This is a genomic window from Collinsella sp. AM41-2BH, assembly GCF_003468085.1.
Lineage (GTDB): Bacteria > Actinomycetota > Coriobacteriia > Coriobacteriales > Coriobacteriaceae > Collinsella.
On record NZ_QSGH01000010.1, the window covers coordinates 44682 to 64284 of the forward strand.

At 57.1% G+C, this 19603-nt stretch carries 19 protein-coding genes; 3 read left to right on the forward strand and 16 right to left on the reverse strand.

What is annotated here, in order from left to right; all coding sequences use genetic code 11:
- Positions 1–2: 2 nt before the first annotated feature.
- The 3 genes from ettA to DW899_RS06470 form a co-directional block, all read right to left on the reverse strand.
- Positions 3–1682 (reverse strand): energy-dependent translational throttle protein EttA, encoded by a 1680-nt coding sequence (gene ettA, locus DW899_RS06460; RefSeq protein WP_117800375.1) that lies wholly within the window; start codon positions 1680–1682, stop codon positions 3–5.
- A 184-nt stretch (positions 1683–1866) separates the two neighbouring features.
- Positions 1867–2571 carry an SdpI family protein gene (locus tag DW899_RS06465; RefSeq protein ID WP_117800376.1) on the reverse strand — a complete coding sequence of 235 codons (705 nt, stop codon included), beginning with the start codon at positions 2569–2571 and terminating at the stop codon, positions 1867–1869.
- On the reverse strand, positions 2564–2842 hold the full coding sequence (locus DW899_RS06470; RefSeq protein ID WP_117635429.1) for an autorepressor SdpR family transcription factor: 279 nt from the start codon (positions 2840–2842) through the stop codon (positions 2564–2566). Before DW899_RS06470 ends, DW899_RS06465 begins: the two co-directional genes overlap by 8 nt.
- A 461-nt stretch (positions 2843–3303) precedes the next feature.
- Between DW899_RS06470 and DW899_RS06475 the strand changes: the two genes are divergently transcribed.
- Both DW899_RS06475 and DW899_RS06480 read left to right on the forward strand, forming a co-directional pair.
- Positions 3304–4095 (forward strand): ThiF family adenylyltransferase, encoded by a 792-nt coding sequence (locus DW899_RS06475; protein WP_369832245.1) that lies wholly within the window; start codon positions 3304–3306, stop codon positions 4093–4095.
- Positions 4096–4109: 14 nt separating this feature from the next.
- The gene (locus DW899_RS06480) at positions 4110–4892 is read left to right on the forward strand and encodes a TatD family hydrolase (protein ID WP_117800378.1); all 783 of its coding nucleotides are present in this window, start codon (positions 4110–4112) and stop codon (positions 4890–4892) included.
- A gap of 80 nt (positions 4893–4972) precedes the next feature.
- Here the strand turns inward: DW899_RS06480 and DW899_RS06485 are convergent, their stop codons facing one another.
- From DW899_RS06485 to DW899_RS06545, 13 genes are all read right to left on the reverse strand, one after another.
- Positions 4973–6490, reverse strand: a complete 1518-nt coding sequence (locus DW899_RS06485) for an FGGY-family carbohydrate kinase (protein WP_117800379.1) — start codon at positions 6488–6490, stop codon at positions 4973–4975.
- 6 nt (positions 6491–6496) lie between these two features.
- A complete protein-coding gene (locus DW899_RS06490; protein ID WP_117786628.1) occupies positions 6497–7306 on the reverse strand; it encodes a BtpA/SgcQ family protein in 810 nt (269 codons plus the stop codon).
- 33 nt (positions 7307–7339) lie between these two features.
- Positions 7340–7768, reverse strand: a complete 429-nt coding sequence (locus DW899_RS06495; protein WP_117735290.1) for a secondary thiamine-phosphate synthase enzyme YjbQ — start codon at positions 7766–7768, stop codon at positions 7340–7342.
- A gap of 2 nt (positions 7769–7770) precedes the next feature.
- Positions 7771–8631 carry an amidohydrolase family protein gene (locus tag DW899_RS06500; protein WP_233539928.1) on the reverse strand — a complete coding sequence of 287 codons (861 nt, stop codon included), beginning with the start codon at positions 8629–8631 and terminating at the stop codon, positions 7771–7773.
- Between the two features lie 27 nt (positions 8632–8658).
- Complete coding sequence (gene frlD / locus DW899_RS06505; RefSeq protein WP_117800381.1) at positions 8659–9459, reverse strand: fructoselysine 6-kinase; 801 nt, start codon at positions 9457–9459, stop codon at positions 8659–8661.
- 121 nt (positions 9460–9580) lie between these two features.
- Positions 9581–10444 (reverse strand): PfkB family carbohydrate kinase, encoded by an 864-nt coding sequence (locus DW899_RS06510; protein WP_035138847.1) that lies wholly within the window; start codon positions 10442–10444, stop codon positions 9581–9583.
- 14 nt (positions 10445–10458) lie between these two features.
- A complete protein-coding gene (locus DW899_RS06515; RefSeq protein WP_117800382.1) occupies positions 10459–11427 on the reverse strand; it encodes an SIS domain-containing protein in 969 nt (322 codons plus the stop codon).
- A gap of 62 nt (positions 11428–11489) precedes the next feature.
- A complete protein-coding gene (locus DW899_RS06520) occupies positions 11490–12341 on the reverse strand; it encodes a sugar phosphate isomerase/epimerase (RefSeq protein ID WP_117629752.1) in 852 nt (283 codons plus the stop codon).
- A gap of 1 nt (position 12342) precedes the next feature.
- Complete coding sequence (locus tag DW899_RS06525; RefSeq protein ID WP_117800383.1) at positions 12343–13926, reverse strand: amidohydrolase; 1584 nt, start codon at positions 13924–13926, stop codon at positions 12343–12345.
- 9 nt (positions 13927–13935) lie between these two features.
- On the reverse strand, positions 13936–15291 hold the full coding sequence (locus DW899_RS06530; protein WP_369832247.1) for a YfcC family protein: 1356 nt from the start codon (positions 15289–15291) through the stop codon (positions 13936–13938).
- A 326-nt stretch (positions 15292–15617) separates the two neighbouring features.
- Positions 15618–16361, reverse strand: a complete 744-nt coding sequence (locus tag DW899_RS06535) for a GntR family transcriptional regulator (RefSeq protein ID WP_117800384.1) — start codon at positions 16359–16361, stop codon at positions 15618–15620.
- A 150-nt stretch (positions 16362–16511) separates the two neighbouring features.
- Positions 16512–17171 (reverse strand): HAD family hydrolase, encoded by a 660-nt coding sequence (locus tag DW899_RS06540; protein ID WP_369832246.1) that lies wholly within the window; start codon positions 17169–17171, stop codon positions 16512–16514.
- Between the two features lie 64 nt (positions 17172–17235).
- Positions 17236–18078, reverse strand: a complete 843-nt coding sequence (locus DW899_RS06545; protein ID WP_199570287.1) for a Cof-type HAD-IIB family hydrolase — start codon at positions 18076–18078, stop codon at positions 17236–17238.
- A gap of 604 nt (positions 18079–18682) precedes the next feature.
- On the opposite strand from DW899_RS06545, the gene DW899_RS06550 reads away from it, so the two are divergent.
- On the forward strand, positions 18683–19573 hold the full coding sequence (locus DW899_RS06550) for a hypothetical protein (RefSeq protein ID WP_117800387.1): 891 nt from the start codon (positions 18683–18685) through the stop codon (positions 19571–19573).
- Positions 19574–19603: the final 30 nt, after the last annotated feature.

Consider the following 19603-nt stretch of genomic DNA (forward strand, 5'->3'; position numbering starts at 1 on the left):
ACCTAGTCACGCGTCAGCTTGCGGTGAATACGATGCGGCTGGGCTGCGTCCTCGCCCAGGCGCTCGATGCGGTTGGCCTGATAGGCCTCGAAGTTGCCCTCGAACCAATACCAGTTGCCCGGATTCTCGTCGGTGCCCTCCCACGCCAGAATGTGCGTGGCGACGCGGTCCAGGAACATACGGTCGTGGCTAATAACCACCGAGCAGCCCGGGAACTCGAGCAGCGCCGCCTCGAGTGAGGACAGCGTCTCGACGTCGAGATCGTTCGTGGGCTCGTCGAGGAGCAGCAGGTTGCCGCCCTGCTTGAGCGTGAGCGCCAGGTTCAGACGGTTGCGCTCGCCACCGGAGAGTACGCCAGCGCGCTTCTGCTGGTCCTGGCCCTTAAAGCCAAAGCTCGCCACATAAGCGCGACTCGGAACCTCGGTCTCGCCGACCATCATGTGATCCAGGCCGTCCGAGACGACCTCCCACAGGTTCTTGTCGGGGTCGATGCCGGAACGGTTCTGATCGACATAGGAGATCTTGACGGTCTCGCCCACCTCGAGCTCGCCCGAAGTCAGCGGCTCCAGACCCACGATGGTCTTGAAGAGCGTAGTCTTACCCACGCCGTTGGGGCCGATCACGCCCACGATGCCGTTACGCGGCAGGGTAAACGAAAGGTCATTGATGAGCACACGGCCATCGAACTCCTTGTGCAGGTGATGAGCTTCGAGCACCTTGTTGCCCAGACGCGGGCCCACGGGAATGCGGATGTCGGTCCAGTCGAGCTTCTGGCTGGCGCGGGCCTCGGCCTCCATCTCCTCGTAGCGAGCCAGACGGGCCTTGTTCTTGGCCTGACGAGCCTTGGGCGAGCTGCGTACCCACTCGAGCTCGGCCTCCATGCGCTTGGCGAGCTTGGCGTCGCGGTTACCCTGCGCCTCGATACGCGCGGCCTTGGTCTCCAGATACGTGGAGTAGTTGCCCTTGTAGGGATAAAGGTGACCGCGGTCGACCTCGCAGATCCACTCGGCAACGTTATCCAGGAAGTAGCGATCGTGCGTGACGGCAAGCACCGCGCCCTGGTAGTTGTGCAGGAAGTGCTCGAGCCACAGGATCGACTCGGCGTCCAAGTGGTTGGTGGGCTCGTCGAGCAGCAGCAGGTCGGGAGCCTCGAGCAGCAGTTTGCACAGCGCCACGCGACGACGCTCGCCGCCGGAGAGCACGTTAACCGGCATGTCGGAATCGGGCAGCTGCAGGGCGTCCATGGCCTGGCCGAGCTTGGAATCGATATCCCAGCCGTCGGCGGCGTCGATCTCGTCCTGGAGCTTTCCCATCTCGGCCATGAGGGCGTCCATGTCGCAATCCGGGTCGCACATCTCCTCGCCGATCTTATTGAAGCGATCGACCTTGGCGATCATATCGCCAAACGCCATGCGCACGTTCTCGATAACGGTCTTGTCGTCATCGAGCGGCGGTTCCTGCTGCAGGATACCCACGGTGTAGCCGGGGGTGAGTCTGGCATCGCCGTTTGAGACCTCCTCGATACCGGCCATGATCTTGAGCAGGGTCGACTTGCCCATACCGTTGGGGCCCACGACGCCGATCTTGGCACCGGGGTAGAAGCTCAGGGTCACGTCGTCAAGAATCACCTTGTCGCCATGGGCCTTACGAGCCTGATACATCTGGTAGATAAACTCCGCCATATGTCTGTCCTATCCTTTCTACCTGCTGTTTCCCTATTCTTGATTCGCTTTAGTGGAAACGAAATGAGAAAACCAGCTCTGAAACTTAACGAAAAAGGGGCATGGTTGCCCACACCCCCTAATACTACCTGGGAAAAGTCCCCCGGAACATACTATGAACTGCGTACGCTAGTTTTCCGCAACCTTAGCGAACGGCTCGCTGCGATTTACGCCACAGCAGATACGAATAGGCGTAGGCAGCTCCAGCTGAACCAAACGCCAGAACCGCAATCACCGCGGCGACGACTTCACTCGAAAGCACGCTACCCGCCACGCCCATCACAATCAGGCCAACGCCCAGCACCATAAAGCAAGCACCGCCAAAGCGCTGTGTGCGGCGCCAGTTCTCGGGATCGGCAAGCGCCCAAGGCGTCTTGATACCGAGCGTATAGTTCTGCTTCACACGCGGCAAGTAGTTGCCTACGCCGATGAACAGCAAACCGATAGCACCGGAAATCAGCACGTTGACCGAACCGACCGCCGGCACCACGCCCCAGACCGTAAGCTCACCCAACCAGCTTATGGCACACATGAACAAGGTGAAGGCAATTACGAAGCCCTGATAGAACTTACCCGAGGTTCGATATGCCTCACCTTTGGGATCGATGCGCGGCACCACGCAGAACATTGCGAGAAGCGCCAGAGGCAGCACGCCGAGCGCGGAGGCCATCCAGCTAGGACCCCAACCGTCGACAGCGCCGTTCGCGCCCCAGTGCGTGGGAATCTGCGCAGGCAAGCTCGGCATCACCATGAGGTGCGCTACGACATTGGCGACGCACAGAGCGACCAGCGCAATCCACACGCGCGACGATACCCCTGTGGGGTGAATGCCCTTGTTTTCGTTATTCATCCTTATCACCTTCATTGTTTGTAAAACCCATAAACCAGCCAATTAAATCCTGCATGACGGTGGTGTTTAAGCTGTATACGATGTTTTGGCCATGGCGCTCGTCGGTCACCAACCCGGCGTTTTTAAGCGTCGCCAAGTGATGGCTCAGCGACGGCTTACTGATATCGAAATGCTTGGCAAGCTCCCCCGCCGTGCAATTGCCCTCGCGCAGCAGTTCCAAAATGCGCCGCCGCGTTGGATCAGCCAGCGCCTTAAAACCTTCTCCCGGCATAGAACCTCCTCTCGCTATCTCTCGAGACGTGCACACTATACTTGATATTTAGATGTTTGTCTAATTATCTAATAGCAATGTTATGTATAGAACATTCGTTCGTTTTTAGATACAATGGGTCCAGAAGCAGATGGGCCAGCTCCCTCTTCCCAAGAAGGAGATGGACTATGAGTATTAACGATGTCCTGACGTTGTTGTTGCTTGTAATCGCGGCTGTGGAGCTCGGCATCCACATTGGAGGTCGAATGAAATAGCCGCCCTCGCGTAATGCGAAGACGGCCACTTCTCACGCTACAAACGTGTTTGGGAGTTGGCTAACCCGCTGCAACGGGTGCCATCTGCTTCATCTTATGCGAATCCCTGCCTCATTTCAACAAGCCCCTAGGGCTCAAATGGAATCGCGATAATACCTATAATGGCGATAGCTAAAACACGATTCGCTTCCCCATCGGAGGATGTCTATGACCGAAACTGCTGCACTCGTCGAGACACGCGACACCAAGCTCGAGATCATCATGGGCCGCGAGGCACTCGACAAGCTCGCCAACACCACGGTGCTGATACTCGGCTGCGGAGGCGTGGGCTCTAACTGCTGCGAGGCACTTGCCCGCGGCGGCATCGGGCATTTTGTGATTCTGGACAAGGACATCATCGCGCCCAGCAATATCAATCGCCAGTCCATCGCCTTTCACAGCACCGTCGGCAAGCGCAAGGTCGATGTTATGGAAGCCATGATCCACGATATCAATCCCGCCACCACCGTCATCAAGCGAACTGAATATCTGCTGAGCGACAATATCGACGAGTTCTTTACGAGCGTTTTTGAGCAGACGGGCGGCAAGCTCGACTACGTCGTCGACGCCATCGACACCATCTCGGCCAAGCTCACCATTGCCAAATATGCTCAAGATCACGACATTCGTTTGGTTAGCTCTATGGGCGGGGCCAACAAGCTGCATCCCGAATGCTTGCGTTTTGCCGATATCTTTGACACCGTGCGCGACCCCATGAGCCGCATTATGCGCAAAGAATGTAAGAAGCGCGGAATCAAGAGCCTGCACGTGCTGTTTAGCTGTGAGGAATCGGTTAAAACCCAACCCCGCGACCCGTCCAACATCCACGAGCGTACCGAGTTGGGTACCGCCAGCTTTATGCCGCCCATCATGGGTCAGATGATTGCCGGCGAGGTTATCCGCCAGATCAGCGGGCGCGGGTGCGAGCGCGTGCGCGCCGACGGCCAGCGCTTGGACTAGCAGGATGCCCTGCGATGGAACCGCGATTCTTTGACACGCATTGTCATCTTGATTTGATGCTCAGCCCCGATGCTGCAGCCAGTGAGTCGGCGGCGTTGGGTCTGGGGCTCTTTGACTGCGGGGTCGACCCACGCGACTTCGCGGCAGCAAAAAAGCGGGCCAGCCGATACCCAAACATTATCGCGGGCGCCGGCCTCCATCCCTGGTGGCTCGCCGACGGCCGCTGCGGTCCTGCCGAAGTCAATCTGCTTTGCGAAGTTGCTGACCAAGAGCGCTATATCGGCGAGGTAGGACTCGACTTTTCCGCGCGCTTTGCCGGAAGCGAACCGCTTCAAATACAGGCACTTGACCGTCTCTGCGATGCACTCGTGCAGTACCCTCTCGCCGGGCGCGTGATATCAATTCACGCTGTTCGTTCGGCAGGAACCGTACTGGACGCCCTTGAGTCATATGGATTACTCACCCCAAGCCCCAACTCCCCCGCCATCATCTTCCACTGGTTTAGCGGCACCTCGAACGAGTTCGACCGTGCGCGAAACGCAGGCTGCTATTTTTCCGTGAACGAGCGGATGCTCGCTACCAAGCGCGGTCGTGAATACGCCCGACAGATCCCACTCGACCGTCTGCTGCTCGAAACCGACGCTCCAGCCGAACCGCAAGCAGATGCAAGCGCGCGACAGCTCATCACATCGCTCACATGGACCTCAGAACACATCGCCTCACTCAAAAACTGTGACGCAAAGCGCATCGAGTCGACAGTTTTAGCAAATGCGCACTCTGTATTTGACCTTCGCTAACCCCTGTGGGCAAAAAATGCCAAGGGACGTGCGGATCGCACAACGCAGTCCCTATTGGAAGACAGTACAATTCGGCAGCATTACACCAATTCGTGCATGAGATCACGGTTGCGTGCATACAATTCGTCAAAGATATGACGGCGCGACGCATATAACTCGTGGGCAGCCATATCGGGCACGATTGTTTGCGCAACGCCAAGGACTTGGGCGAGTTCATCCCATGATGCATAGGCGCCACCTGCGAGAGCTGCCATGATGGCATCACCGAAGCATGCGCCCACCGTAACCTTGGCAACCGAGACCTCGCGCCCGCATACGTCAGCGATAGCTTGCATCCAAACTGGATTCTTGGTTCCACCTCCGACAAGCATAATGCGCCCAATTGGCAGTCCATGCTCTCGCTCGATAATGTCGACATGGGATGCAACGGTATACGCGACGCCTTCCAAGGCGGCGCGAACCATATGGGCTCGTGTATGCCTTCCGGTCAGGCCAAAGAAGACGCCACGCGCCTCGGGATCGTTGAGCGGAGTACGCTCCCCCGCAAAGTACGGCAGGCACAGGAGCCCATCGGCACCCGGCGCCACATCGGCGGCATCATTCGCCATAACCGAATATGCATCGGGGCCACCGTGGCCCTCGGCCTCTACGACGTCGCGATACAGCTCTTGGCGCAGCCACGATGTGAGCGCACCCGCCGTATTGGTCCCCGCGCAGATCCCGTAGGTTCCGGGGATGATGAACGTCCCTGGCCACAGGCGGGCATCATCGACCATACGATCAGCTAGGTAGATGAAATACGCCGTGCTCCCCAACTGAACCATCATATCGCCGGGACGGAATACACCCGTCGAAATGGCCTCGGCACCAGAGTCGCCCGTTCCCACTAAGACAGGTGTCCCCGCCGCGAGCCCCGTCGCCTCAGCCGCACGCTGCGTAATCACCCCGGCAATATCGGTAGCCGACATTACCTCCGCCATCTGGTCAGGCCGGCAGAAACGAGCACATTCCTGGGCATCAACCTTCCAAGTGTAGCGGTCGTATAGGGGAAGAAAATCCTCCGCCAAATAACGGTCCACCGTAAAACGCCCCGTCAACTTTGCGCACAGAAACGATGACGCCGTCAGGAACTTCGCGGCACGTTCGTGCACCTCGGGCATATTCTCCTTAAACCACAAGATCTTGGGAGCAATATCTGACGAACAGGGATCGTGCCCGAAAAGCTCGCGTGCGCGGTCTGACCCATATTCGGAAAGAAGCTCGTCAATCTGCGGCTTCGAACGCGCATCGACTCCATACAAAATCGCGGGCGCCAGCGCGTTGCACTCGGTATCGACCGGCACACAGTCGCAGCCCAATGCGGAAAGGCCCACGCATCCGATCTGTGCCGCGTTAACCCCCGATCGCGCCACCAGCTCGCGCGACAAGCGGCAAAAATCGCCCCACCAAACGGCCTCGGCATCATGCTGGTACCATCCGTCACACGGGTTGTCCGTCTCATGTCCACAAGAGGCTTGGCAAACGATGTTGCATCGATCATCGATTAAAACGCCTTTAGAGGCGCTTGTCCCAATATCAATACCCAGATAGAGCGCCATAGGTGCCTACTCCCCTCGCGCCGTACGAGCGGCAGCCATAAAACGAGCTACCCGCTCAACATCAACCGGGGCATCCAGCTTTCCGTCGCGCTTTAAGCAGGTGCCGACAAACGCGCCATCGTAGTGAGCAAATACGTCAGCCACGGTATTTTCGCGACAACCGGTGCCACATACCACGGGCACTTCGCCAACACGCTCACGGACCTCATCGGCAAGCTCGCCCGAAGCGCCACGACCGGCAGCCGAACCGCCGATGACCATCGCATCCGGTAGGCAATTAAAGAGAAGTGAATCGGCAATGTCCGCAGTCGTGCGGTCGTTGAGATAAACCTCCCCCTCGCTCGTGATGAAGTGAAAAAGCTTGAGGTCGTCCAGGCGCAGCGCCGCCTTGCGACGCATGGTGTGAGCGAAATCTCGGTTAATCAGCCCGAGATCACCGGCCCAGGCACCGCAAAAATTGCAACGCGTGAACTGCGCGTCGACGGCAGCGCACAGCTCGATTGTGGCATCCCCATCGTAAATAGCTTCAGCTCCCCAAGGAGTCGACAAATCATGGGATAGAGCCCCGATTACATAGCCCATCGATGCAAGGGTTGAGGGAGAAACATGCTGCTCATAGGGCATCGAGAGCTCATTGGTAATCAAAATACCATCGACACCGCCCTGCTGCAACGCCTCGAGATCGCGCTTGGCGGCTTCCACGACCTGCGACACGCTTCCGCCCGGGTAATACAGTGGATCGCCCGGCAGAGGACGCAGGTGCAGCATTCCAATAACCGGCTTTTCGGTCTTGAACATCGAGGTTAGAAACGACATAACGTGCTCCTTCTTAGGGTCATTGCAGGGACGTTACTCCCCCAGCACCTCGACGTACACTTTTCGCTTCTGCGGACCGTCAAACTCCGCAAGATAGATGTTCTGGGCACCTCCGCACACGATGTGGCCATCTTGGACGGGAAAGAAGCAACTGTTTCCACAAATCATGCTCTTGATATGCCCACAGGAGTTGTTACCGGTGGCTCCATAGCTCGGCAGGAAGTGTGCATGCGCATAGGGGGCATCGAGTGGGGCGATGCGATCAAGCGTCTCCATAAGATCCGTCTCCACGCAGGGCAGCCCCTCGTTTACCACGATTCCGCAGGTCGTATGCGACAAAATAATCGCCGCCAAGCCATTGGTCACCGAGCTGCGTTCGATGGCAGCGTGCACGTCCTCGGTAATATCGATGAACTGGTCCGGAGCAGTCGATAGATAGCTCAATGTCTCGAGCGTCACCATGTTCACTCATCCCCTTCAAGAAAACGCAGGGCATTACCCCAGTAGAGCCTTTCTCGCGCATCATCGCGCATGGGCACGGTATCGAGCGCCCGCTTGAGTTTGAATGCACGGAAGCGCGGCGTATTGCTGGCGAACATCACTTGATGCGATAGCGCGCGCTCATACCACAGCGGCCCCATATCGACCGTGAAAAGACGCTGCATCATCTCCTCGGGCGAATCGATATAAGTGATAGAGGTGTCCGTGTAGCAGTTGGGATACTTGAGCAGCATCGCCACGGTCTCGCGCACCCAGGGCCAGCCAAAGTGGCTCAAACTAAAACGCACATTTGGATGCGTTGCGATTGTGTGCTCAAATGCAAGCGGGTTACTGCGCGAGAGCTCTGCGCCCGGCTCCCAAGACATACCGGCATGGAAAACCACCGGCTTGTTATAGCGCTCGCACAGTTCGTAAAGCGGCTCGGCCACAGCATCATCGGGGGCAAAACCCTGCTTTGCAGGATGCAGGCAAAGCCCCTTTGCCCCCAACTCGGTAAAGGCGCGCTCCAATTCGCCTGCGGCATCGCTCACCTGCGGGTCTACGCTCGCAAATCCCCACAGACGATCGGGATGTGCGGCAACCAGCATGGCAATCTGGTCATTGGTGCCAAAGTGCCCTCCGCATGCCGTGGTTACATCGAGCGGCATGAGCACGCTCTTCTGCACATCGCAGACGTCCATCTCGACTTGAAGCTCATCCCAATCCATGGGGCCCATATGCCCCATACCAAATTCTCGTGACCAAAAACCGAATCCATCAGGCTCATCACCCGGCGTACAGATCTCGCCGTAGAGCATAGGATGGACCAACATGTCGATAACCATTTCGTACTCCTTTCCAGGCATTTGACCCTAGTACGGCTCAAACGAACCAATCACTCGGGACGACAGCTCAGCGCCCGCCTTCATACACGCCGGAATATCAAGGCCATCGATCACGCCCTTGGTAAACCCGGCGATATACGAGTCGCCGGCACCCACGGTATTAACGACCTTCTCCGCCGGCACGATCCCGCACTCATAGAAGCGCTCACCGTCATAGGCAATGCTTCCCTTCTCGCCAAGCGTGGCAACCGCAACGCGCGGTCCCAATCCCTGCACGTGGCGTACCCAGTCTCGTAGCTCCGGAGTGTCCTCCTCAAACGACATGAACGCATAGTCAACGTAGGGAAAATGATTCTCGCAGGCATATTCGGGATCCTGGCTGAACACCGAGAAGTCCATAACCACCGTCTTGCCCGCATCATGCCACTCGGGCAGGAGGTCCAAACAATTGCCAAACAGGTCGGTATGAATGATGTCATGTTCTAGGATAAACGTCCGGTCGTCTTCATTCGGTCGATATGTCTCCATTACACCATCGATTGCCTCGAGATGCACGCGATCGACGCCGTCTTTCAATGCCATGAGCATCACCGAGGTGTCGCCATCCTCCACCCGCAGGTGTGAGATATCGAACCCCTCAGCGGCCAGCGCCTCCCTCATCTTGTTCCCGTACTCGTCCTTGCCGACAACCGACACGGCGGATACCGAAACGCCCATTCGTGCAAGATGGATACCCCAGTCAATGCCATTACCAGTCGGATAGAACACGCCGATGTTTTGATAGACGTCCGCGCAGCAAAAACCAGCCGCGCACGCTTTAATACCCATGGTCTTCTCCAATGTTCAAAAGGGGACCCACCACATGGCGAGCCCCCTTTTCGCGTTTCGCTTATTGTTTTGCATCGGCCGTCCAAAGCCTCATAGCCAGACCGCCGTACGCTTTCTTAAGCTATTCGACGATTGGTGCTCCGTGGCCCCAAGATCCTTCCATGCCGCACACGGTCGAGGCAAACCCGGCAGCAAAGTCGAGCGCGCGCTCGATGGCCTCGGCGCCGTCCTCACCACGCTTGGCGGAATCGAGATAGCACATCAAAAACGAGGTGAGGAACGAGTCGCCCGCCCCCATGGTGTCCTTCATGTCCGTTACCGGTTTAGCCAGCTGGCGGTAATAACGCTCGCCGTCGTAAGCAATGCAGCCCTCGGCGCCCGCCGTAGCCGACACAAAACGCGGACCCAAGCCTTTCACCCATGCCAGACGCTCGCGAATCTCGTCCTCACTTGCGGCATCCGCCGCACTAAAGAAAGCGAAATCGACGTAGGGCGCAATCTGCTCGTAGTACTCGTCGGTGGAGTCGTCCGAAAAGTCAAAAGAGACCGTGACGCCCGCAGCCTTCAGTTTGGGCAGCTCGCGCTCGGTAAAGCAATAGTTGCCCGAATGAACCACATCGAACTGCTTCATGTACGAAAGGTCAAAGCGATCGAGGACATAGCGCGCATCGCCACGGATACCGCCCTCGTTGGAGCCAAGGAAGACACGGTCACCGTCAACGACGGTCACGCGAGCCGCTCCGTTCTCGCCAATCATCTGCTCGCACTTGTCAAGCTCGATACCCTCATCCTCGAGGCTTGCAATGACATGCTCGGCAGCGGCGTCATTGCCAAAAATGCCCATGTATGCGGAGCGTGCGGCACCGCATTTCTTGGCATAAACGGCGAAGTTCACCGCATTGCCGCCAGGATACATGGTATGGATATGCTCGTAGCGATCGACGACGTTGTCGCCAAATCCGAGCGCGTTAACGTTAAATGCCATGGCCTTTGCCCCTTCTAGTACTCGACAACACCCATATAGCGACGGAAATCGGGATCGTGATCAAACACCTTGCCGCGCGCAGCACGCAGCTCGCAGTTCATGGCGTAGAACAGCACCGGGTCCAGATAGGCACGGACGCTCGCCGGCACGGCTTCCATACCGTACTCCTTGGCATCGAGCACCATCAGCGTATCGGTATGCGTCTTAAGGAACGCCAGGGCGCGCTCGTCCATAGCGCGGCACTCGCTGGAGCCCATCTGCAGGAAGTAAAAAACGCCATCCTGAGTAGCCTCGAAGGGGCCATGGAAGTACTCGGCAGAGTGGATGTAGCTGCAGTGCTGCCACTGCATCTCCATAAGAGAGCAGATAGCGAAACCGTAGGTCTGGCTAAAGTTGGGACCGCTGCCCAGAATATAGAAGAACTCGTGCTCCTGGCAAAGCTTGGCAAAGCGATCGCCCAGCTCGGCATTTACCTTCTCGCGTGCCGGGGGAAGAATCTTATCCATCTCGGCAATACCGGCATACATATCGGCAAGATCGGCGTAGCCCTCCTGCTGATCGAGCAGCTCTGCCGCAAGCGACAGCGAAATACCAGCGGGGACCTCGGCCTGCGGCACGCCCTCGCCCCACGGATAGACCCATGTGGTCCATTTGCCGGTGTCAATCTTGGATCCAGCGTTGTCGGTCTGGGCGATCACCGTAGCGCCGGCAGCAAGGGCAATCTCGCAGCCCTCGACGACCTCGGGGGTATTGCCACTATGGCTACAAGCGATGACCAGGGACTTCTCGCCCAGACGACGCGGACGCATGATATCAAACTCGCGAGCCGTATAGATATACGAAGTGAAGGTGGTTGCCTCACGCTGCAGAAGCTCATGAGCCGGGATCAAATCGATCATGGAGCCACCGCAAGCAATCCAGTAGACGCTGTCGAACTTGCCCTTCTCGGCAATTGCCTCTTTGATCAGATCATGTGCGTTCATATCCAGTTCCTTTCTTGTTTGGTCCGCAATCAATGACATTGGTTGCGTGGCCGATAGTTGTTTTAGTCAATCAGATATTTCTCGAATGCGGCCATGTTCTTGGCATCTGCCGCCGCCGGGTCATCGTAGTAACGACCGTCCGTGATTTCCTGGCCCAGCATGCCGTCGAAACCATGGGCGTTGAGCGTGGCGACGAAGGCGTCCATATCGTGCTTGCCATCGCCCCACACCAGATGGCCATACGGGTCACCGTCGATAAAGTGCATCTCGTGAATTGCCCCATCACCAAAGGCGGCAAACCAGTCCTCGAGCGTCTCGCCTGCAACGCCCATCGCGGTTGTATCAACCATGGGCTGTAAGTACGGGCTCGCGACCTCGTCAATCATGCGCTTCGCATCGGAAACCGTCGTCACAAGGTTGCTCTCCTCGGGACGCAGGCTTTCCATCGTAAGCACCAGACCGTGCTCGCCGGCATACTCCGCCAGAATGGACAAGTGCTCGCGGCTGCGCTTCCAGGCTTCCTCGCGGTCCTCGTCCCAGTCGCCCCAGCCCGAATTGACGGACATACGGTCACACCCAAGTACCTCGGCAAGCTCAATGCCGTGCTTAAAGTACGCCAGGCTGCGCTGTTCATGCAGCGGTTTGCGTGCGCAGTACTGCCAAGGATAGACAACATTCTCGGGGCACAGAGTACGATACCTAAGCCCACGGTCTGCAGCCTTTTTCGCCAGGACCTCAGCCTCAAAGTAGCCCGTGTGGTCGAGCGTCACATGCGGCTCCGCACACCAAAGCTCAATGGACTCAAAGCCCAAGCGCTGCTGCACATCAAGGAAGTAATCGAGCGACCACATGATGTAGTGGATATTCATGCCCGCAATCTGCTCGCGGCGCAGCGTCGGCTTGGATTCAGACATCTTATGCCTCCTTGTTTCGATCGAACACGATTTGTCCGTCCGACATCGTCATATCAACCGCAAGATCGCGTGCGTCGCGATAATCGAGGTCGAACACATCCCGATCGAGCACGCAGATATCGGCAAGCTTGCCAACCTCAAGCGTACCCAGCTCGTCTTCGCGCATCAGATCGTACGCGCCCCCGGCAGTCCAAGCGCGCAAGAGCTCGACAAGCGTCAGCGCGTTGGCATCATTCACGGGCAGTCCATCGTCGAAGTATCCGCCGCACGCACTGTAGATTGACTCGCCCAAGTTCGGAATCAACAGCGGCAAATCCGTGCCACAGCACACTGTGCATCCGGAATCTTCCATGCCGCGGCGATTCCAGCTGTGCAAAAGTCGCGTCTCGCCAATTTGTCGACGCATCATCGACAAGCAATCCTCGCGCCGGTCTAGCGTCAGAATCTGCGGATAGACCTCGCAAATTCCGCCTAACTTGCCAAACTCGACAAGATCGGTCGGGTCAGAGTTCTCGAGATCGGTAATCGCATGGCGGCGAAGCATCCGTCCATGCTCGTCTCGAGGCAGCGAGGCATAGAGCGCCACGGTGCGGCGAACGGCGCCATCGCCCTGGCAATGCAAGGAGTATCGGAAGCCCTCAGCATCAATTGCACGCAGCTCGTTCTCAATCAGATCCCACTCTGGCTCCTCGACGACCGTCTTGCCGGCAGCGCCCGCATCGGCCGTGTCCTCATAGGGGTCAATCATCTCGGCAAGCCCCGCCCATACGCCGCGATCGGTCATACGGTTGAAGCCAGAAAAACGAACGAACGGTCCCCGGAAGCGCTCTCGTGCCTCGCGGGCATATGCCAGATTTGCACCGGCACCCACCGGCTGCGACATCATAGAGACGCGAACCGTCAGCTCACCAGATTCCTCACGGCGAGCCATTTCGTCGGCAAAGCCGTAGTAGTCATCAAACGCCATCTCCTTGATGGCGGTAACGCCGCGCTCGTTAAGCATGCTCATGTAGTCCGAATACCCGGCACGCACCTCGGGCAGCGCGAGGAAATCGCTCATCATGCGCCAGATCTTCTCGGCATAGCACGCCTGGGGTGTAAAGCCGTATCGCGCGCTGGCAGCAGCATTGAGAACGCAGGTCTCCGCTCCCGGTGTAAAGCAGACGACGGGGATATCGCCAAAACAATCGTCAAACACAGCTGCCGTATTTGCGTTCTCGGCATCCGATGCCAACGTTTCGGGTAGGTTGTGGCCAAAAGCCGCCGCGCAATCCGGATGATCTTCTTTCCATGCACGCAAGAGCGACACAGCCTCTTTGGCATCAGCGATGCCGGACAGATCAGACCCCAACATCCGCAGCGCCCAACCTGTATAGAAGGTATGCACATCGATCAGGCCAGGCATGACAGTGCGGTCGCCCAGGTCAACTACCTCGTCCGCCTGGGTCAAATACGAAGCTAGCTCACACTTGGTGCCAACCGCCTCAATTCGATTGCCACGGACCGCTACGAAACCTTCAAACGGCAGGTCCCCCGTACCGGTAAAGACGCTCTTAGACGTCAGGACCGTCAAACGATCAGACATCACAACCACCTACACCGGAAGCATGCCAGAGATTGCCGTTACGATCAGGCCAAAGACGACCATGAAGATGAAGAACTTCCAAATGGTCTTCCACCATTGGCCAAACGAAATCTTAGCCACGGCAAGGCCGGCGACCGTCATGCCCGCCACGGGACTGATGGTGTTGATGGTCTGATTAGCAAACTGGAGCGCGGTAACGGCAGCTTCGGGATTGAGGCCCATAAGCTCGGTCAGCGGACCCATGACGGGCATGGTGAGCGCCGCAAGTCCAGAACTCGAGGGAACCAGCAAAGAGAGCAGGCCAAGGACGATATACATAAACGTGGTGTAGACGGCAGCGGGCGCACCGGCGAGCGCAGTAGCGAGCGCCTGGAGGATGGTGTCGATGATCATGCCGCCCTCGGCGATGACCAGAATACCGCGAGCGATACCGATAACGATGGCGGCGTACGCAAAGTCGGCAATGCCTTTAACGAACTCCTCGGCGATCGTCTGCTGGTCAAGGCCGCCCAGGATACCGGCAAGCAAGCCCATACCAAGGAACACGGCGGAAATCTCATTCATGTACCAGCCCTGGGTAACAAGACCCCAGACGATAATGCCCATACCGCAGGCAAAATCGATAAGCACGAGCTTCTGACGGGTAGTGAACTCTTCCTCGATGGAGGCATCGGTCACGGAAAACTCAACACGCTTGAGCTTGTCGTCCTCGTATGTAATGGACGACTCGGGGTTTTTCTTGACACGCATGGCATAGCGCATGGCCCATGCGATACCGACGGCAGTGAAGATGACCCAAGAAACGGCGCGCAGCCACAGCTGAGGATTGCCCTCGATACCAATGATGCCTTGGGCGATCAAAACATTGAACGGGTCGATGGTCGAAGCACAATATCCCAGGTTAGGACCAAGGAAGCAGATGATAAACGCCGTCATCGAGTCATACCCGATACCCATCATGATGGGAATGAAGATGGCATAGAACGGCAGGGCTTCCTCAGACATACCAAACGTAGTGCCGCAAATGGACAGCAACGTCATCGTGATGGGAATGATGAGGATGTCCTTGTTCTTGAGCTTTTTAATCACACGGCTCATGCCGGCATTCAAAGCGTTGGTCTTGGTGATGACTGCGAACGATCCGCCAATCAATAAGACGAACGCAACGACGTCGGCAGCCTCCTGGATGCCCTTAGTGGGCGCTTGCAGGACCGCAAAGATATCCTGGCCCAGATTGATGGTCTCGCCGGTCTCGGAATCGGTGTAATTCTTATCGACCTGTTCATAGGTACCAGCAACGGCGACTTCACGCTCGCCCGCCGCTGTCGAAATCGTCTTGCGCTGGTACTGACCAGAGGGAACGATCTAAGTCAGAACCGCAAAGACAACGATCAGCAAGAACATGATCGTATAGACATGCGGTAATTTGAACTTAAAACGTCTGTTTGTCTTCTTCGCCTTCGTATCTGACATAGATACCTCCAAAGAACTCGAGACTGCATCGCATCTCGCTTCAACGTTTGCGCAAGGCAAACGTTCTATGACGTCCCATAGATTACCAGCAGCTTTTCTCGTCATCAAGATAATTTCAAACTGATTGCCGCAACGCGGTTGAACGGTTGCGTTTGCGCCGTGAACGGTATGGAGACGCCCGGTGAGATGATCCACCGGGCGTCTCAATTCGCAATGTCCTAGATGTCAAAAACGTAGCGAGACCCAACGATCCGCTGACGACCGATGATAAACGGCCGCCGCTGCTCGTCGAAAAAGAAGGCTTCCATATAAAACAAGGGTTCGCCAACGGGAACTGCCAACAGCCGAGCGACCTCGGGCGACGCGCACGCGATCTCGAGTGTGCACGGGTCGGTAAACGCGGGCGTACGGCCCGTCCGGTTACACACGAACTCAAAAATGGATTGGTTAGATAGAGGTACCGTTGATAGATAAGCGTTGTCCTCGTAAACGTATATGTTGTTCTCGAGCATGACGGGGACTCCATCGGCAGTACGCACACGCTCAACGCAAATCAAATCAGTTCCAACGGGAACACCAAAGAACTGCGCTTCGGTGGAATCCGCCGGCAGTATCTTTCTCGAAATGACGCACGCCCCCGGCTCCATTCCGTTAACGCGGCATGCGTCCGAAAAACTCTGGACGTCATCCTTCTGGCGAATCTTGCGCTTAAGCTTGGGGGCATTGACAAACGTGCCTTTCCCCTGCCGCTTCGTTAGATAGCCCTGCTGGACGAGCTCCTCAATAGCGCGTCGCACGGTAACGCGGCCAACTTTATAGCTCTCAGCCAATTCGAATTCATTGGGTATCCGCGCGCCCGCCTTGTAGGCACCGGAGTTAATTTCGTTTTTAATGATATCGATAACCTGTTGGTACAGCGGTATCGCTGCTTTACCGTCAGTTAGCCCTTCAGTCGGTGGCATATACCCTCTCCCAGCACAATTAAGTCTAAAGCGGGCCCAAGGGCATTCAACAAGCCCTTAAGCCCGCATTAGCTTAAAGTATGCTAGGTGTCGCACCAAAATGTCGGGTATTTACTCATCGGACCCGAAAAACGCGCAACTACCGCGCTCCTAAGAAAGCGTGAGCAGCTCCGGCAGCTGGTCGATAATCTTGTCCGCGGCATCCTGGCTAAAGCCAAAGCGCTCCTCGCGCTTGGCAATGACCGTCAGGCCGGCTCGCTTGCCGGCAGTGATGCCAGGCACCGAGTCCTCAACGCAGCAGCAGCGATTCGCGGGCAGCCCCAGCAGATCCAGCGCATGCAGGTAGATGTCGGGCTCGGGCTTGCTCTCCTTAAACTGCTCGCCGCTCACCACATACTCAAAGGCATCCGACAGCCCGCATGCGTTGAGCACTTCCTCGATGCTAACCATGGGAGACGAGCTAGCAAGCGCCACGCGAACGCCACGGCGCGGCAGCTCTCGAATCGTATCCACGGCGCCTGGGTTAATCAAAGCCTGATAGTCGCGCGGACGTTTATGCGCCCACTCGTCCCAACGGGCCAACGCTTCCTCGCCAGTGAAATGCCCCCTACCGGCGCGCTCAAACCAATCGACCAGCATATGCAGGAAGAACTGATGGGAGGTACCGACCTGCCCATTCAACTCCTCTTGAGTCAGATTAAGCCCCAGCTCCTTGGCAAACGCGGCAGTCTCGCCCAAGTAGTAATACTCGGTATCGACAATGACGCCGTCCATGTCAAAGATAACGGCGTCGAACGGAAATGCGGACACGGCACCCTCCCTAACAAAAGGACGCCCGCGAGCAGGCGCCCGAATCATGCATTAATCGGCGATTCTAGCCCAGCAGCTTATCCAGCGCCACCGCAATACCATCTTCGTTGTTATTGGCGGTCACCATCTGAGCCACAGCCTTAACCTCATCGACGGCGTTGCCCATGGCTACACCCGTGCCGGCCCACTCAATCATGGACTTATCGTTCTGGCCGTCGCCAAACGATACGACATCGCTGGCATCGATGCCGAGCTTGGGCAGGGCACCCTCGAGCGCACGGGCCTTGTCGATACCGGGCGCCGTGTACTCAAAGTACCAGTCGGCCGTAAACATGCCCGAAAGCGTCTGCTTAAAGGGCGCATACATCTCCTCGTAATGCGCCTGCAGGTATGCCGGGTCGCCCGCAGTGAGTAGCTTGTCCACGGGATAAGCATCAGCGACCTCATGCAGGCTCTCCACCTCGCGAATCTTAAGATCGCACGCGTCGCGCTCATACTTGACGATATTCTTCTGCGAGCCGTCAGGCAGCGTGATCATGCAATGGTACGAGTCCTCGACATGCAAATCACGACCGAGCGAAATCATAGGGATCACGTCAAAATTACGCAGGTGATCAATCAGGCGATGCAATTCGTCGGCAGGCATAGCCTGATCGAACAGCACCTCGTCGGTCTGAGCGTCGACCACATGCGCGCCGTTAAAGGCCACCAGCAGACCGTCATGGTTTTGAAGGTCGAGCTCCTGCGCCAAGGCGTGCAGCCCCCATGCGGGACGACCCGAAGCCAAGATGAGCTTAATGCCCGATTCCTGCGCCGCGAGCAGCTTCTCGCGCGTACGCGGGCTGATGACCTTTTGGTCGTTGGTGAGCGTACCGTCGATATCCATTGCGATGGCTTTGATTGCCATATATGCCTCCCTGTCATTGAACAACCTTGTCTGAGCCATCATACAGAACACCCACGGCGGCTCTGTCTGCAACGGGTAAAAAGTCATATTGTCCCGAACATGAACGGGACGCCATCTCGGGGCTCAATCGTTCCAGCCAAACGCTGAGCCACCACATACATAGCTGGCGACACCAAGCGCGACCGTCCCACGAACCTCGTTTCACCCCGTAGAAAAAAATTTCAAAATTAGTCTTGTCAAATCAGCAAAACGAACGTACTTTAAAGATGACCGCTCCGGTGGTCATCGTTTGATCGAGCATATTCAGTTTCAGTTTTCAGCGTGTAAGAGAAAGAAGATCGGCAAAGTACAACCCCAAACGCAATGACAACTTAATGAGGTAACTGCCACATGTGAGGCGCCCAGGGCATTGCTGTCTCGATTTTGAGCACGATGCCTTCCGCCTTGCATGGGCCGTTCCATCCCGCCCCTGCAGCAACTGCCTCACGGGCTCATTGAAAACCGCATAGCACCCCAACGTCAGCACATCACCCACGGCAAGCACATCACTCACGACAACCAACACATCAACAAACAGCACGAACATCAACCGATTGGAGAAGCTATGACAAACCACCACGCTGAAGACGGCGATAAGAAAAGCATTCTGGATGCCCGCATTGAGCGAGCATATGCAAACGAATATGACGCCGCCTTTGCCGCCGCGACCATCAAGAACTACGCGTCGCTACCGCTCGCGACGATCTTGGCCGACCACCCTCAACTGCTGAAGCGCTGCACAAAGATCATGGGCGACCCCGACATTCGCAAGCTGACAGACCCCTATGCCCCAAAACGCGACAACGATTCGTACGTTCTTACCGTAGGCTGCCTAGCCCATATGCTTACGGCGCTCGACACGAAACTCAAGCTCGCATGGGAACCCGACGAGCGTCATGAACTCGAAAGCAAGCGGAACACCCTGCGCACCGCACTGTTCCTTCCGTTGGACGGCCTCAAGCGCTGCAACGTCGAGCTCAATACACAGGCGCGGCAAAAGCCCGGGGCCACGGGGCAGAAAACTCCAAGACCCCATGCGGCCATCGTCGACCGCAACCGATATAACCGCATGACCGCGCACTTTTCTGCCGAGGGAGCAGCCATAAGGACGCTGATCGACCTGCTGTGCCTCCTGAGCATCAACGAGCTATTTGAGGGCTATCTCGCCCTTGTTCCCGCGACGGCACCCAAGTCGGTAGCAAAGATCATCGAGACCTGCAGACGCCAGTTTGAGCGCCATCGCAATGGCAGCGAGATGAATGCCAGCATCGCGCAGTACTACGCGGCTCATTACAAAAATGACGGATGTGCCCCCGTCGAGCATCAGCTGCGGCTCGCCTACACCACGCCCGCCGCAACGCTCCATCGCTTTGGAGCCCTTGGCGCTTGCGAGCCGCACGGACAGGCAGCCCGCCCCACAACCGAGCTCGATCTGAGGCTCAGACGAACCCTGTAGCCCGCCAGCCCCTCCGCGGGCAACAATCCT

Bases quoted from the DNA above. Each gene is read 5' to 3' on its own strand.
- ettA (WP_117800375.1), bottom strand. From the start codon at position 1,682: ATGGCGGAGTTTATCTACCAGATGTATCAGGCTCGTAAGGCCCATGGC.
- DW899_RS06465 (WP_117800376.1), bottom strand. From the start codon at position 2,571: ATGAATAACGAAAACAAGGGCATTCACCCCACAGGGGTATCGTCGCGC.
- DW899_RS06470 (WP_117635429.1), bottom strand. From the start codon at position 2,842: ATGCCGGGAGAAGGTTTTAAGGCGCTGGCTGATCCAACGCGGCGGCGC.
- DW899_RS06475 (WP_369832245.1), top strand. From the start codon at position 3,304: ATGACCGAAACTGCTGCACTCGTCGAGACACGCGACACCAAGCTCGAG.
- DW899_RS06480 (WP_117800378.1), top strand. From the start codon at position 4,110: ATGGAACCGCGATTCTTTGACACGCATTGTCATCTTGATTTGATGCTC.
- DW899_RS06485 (WP_117800379.1), bottom strand. From the start codon at position 6,490: ATGGCGCTCTATCTGGGTATTGATATTGGGACAAGCGCCTCTAAAGGC.
- DW899_RS06490 (WP_117786628.1), bottom strand. From the start codon at position 7,306: ATGTCGTTTCTAACCTCGATGTTCAAGACCGAAAAGCCGGTTATTGGA.
- DW899_RS06495 (WP_117735290.1), bottom strand. From the start codon at position 7,768: ATGGTGACGCTCGAGACATTGAGCTATCTATCGACTGCTCCGGACCAG.
- DW899_RS06500 (WP_233539928.1), bottom strand. From the start codon at position 8,631: ATGGTTATCGACATGTTGGTCCATCCTATGCTCTACGGCGAGATCTGT.
- frlD (WP_117800381.1), bottom strand. From the start codon at position 9,459: ATGGGTATTAAAGCGTGCGCGGCTGGTTTTTGCTGCGCGGACGTCTAT.
- DW899_RS06510 (WP_035138847.1), bottom strand. From the start codon at position 10,444: ATGGCATTTAACGTTAACGCGCTCGGATTTGGCGACAACGTCGTCGAT.
- DW899_RS06515 (WP_117800382.1), bottom strand. From the start codon at position 11,427: ATGAACGCACATGATCTGATCAAAGAGGCAATTGCCGAGAAGGGCAAG.
- DW899_RS06520 (WP_117629752.1), bottom strand. From the start codon at position 12,341: ATGTCTGAATCCAAGCCGACGCTGCGCCGCGAGCAGATTGCGGGCATG.
- DW899_RS06525 (WP_117800383.1), bottom strand. From the start codon at position 13,926: ATGTCTGATCGTTTGACGGTCCTGACGTCTAAGAGCGTCTTTACCGGT.
- DW899_RS06535 (WP_117800384.1), bottom strand. From the start codon at position 16,361: ATGCCACCGACTGAAGGGCTAACTGACGGTAAAGCAGCGATACCGCTG.
- DW899_RS06545 (WP_199570287.1), bottom strand. From the start codon at position 18,078: ATGGCAATCAAAGCCATCGCAATGGATATCGACGGTACGCTCACCAAC.
- DW899_RS06550 (WP_117800387.1), top strand. From the start codon at position 18,683: ATGACAAACCACCACGCTGAAGACGGCGATAAGAAAAGCATTCTGGAT.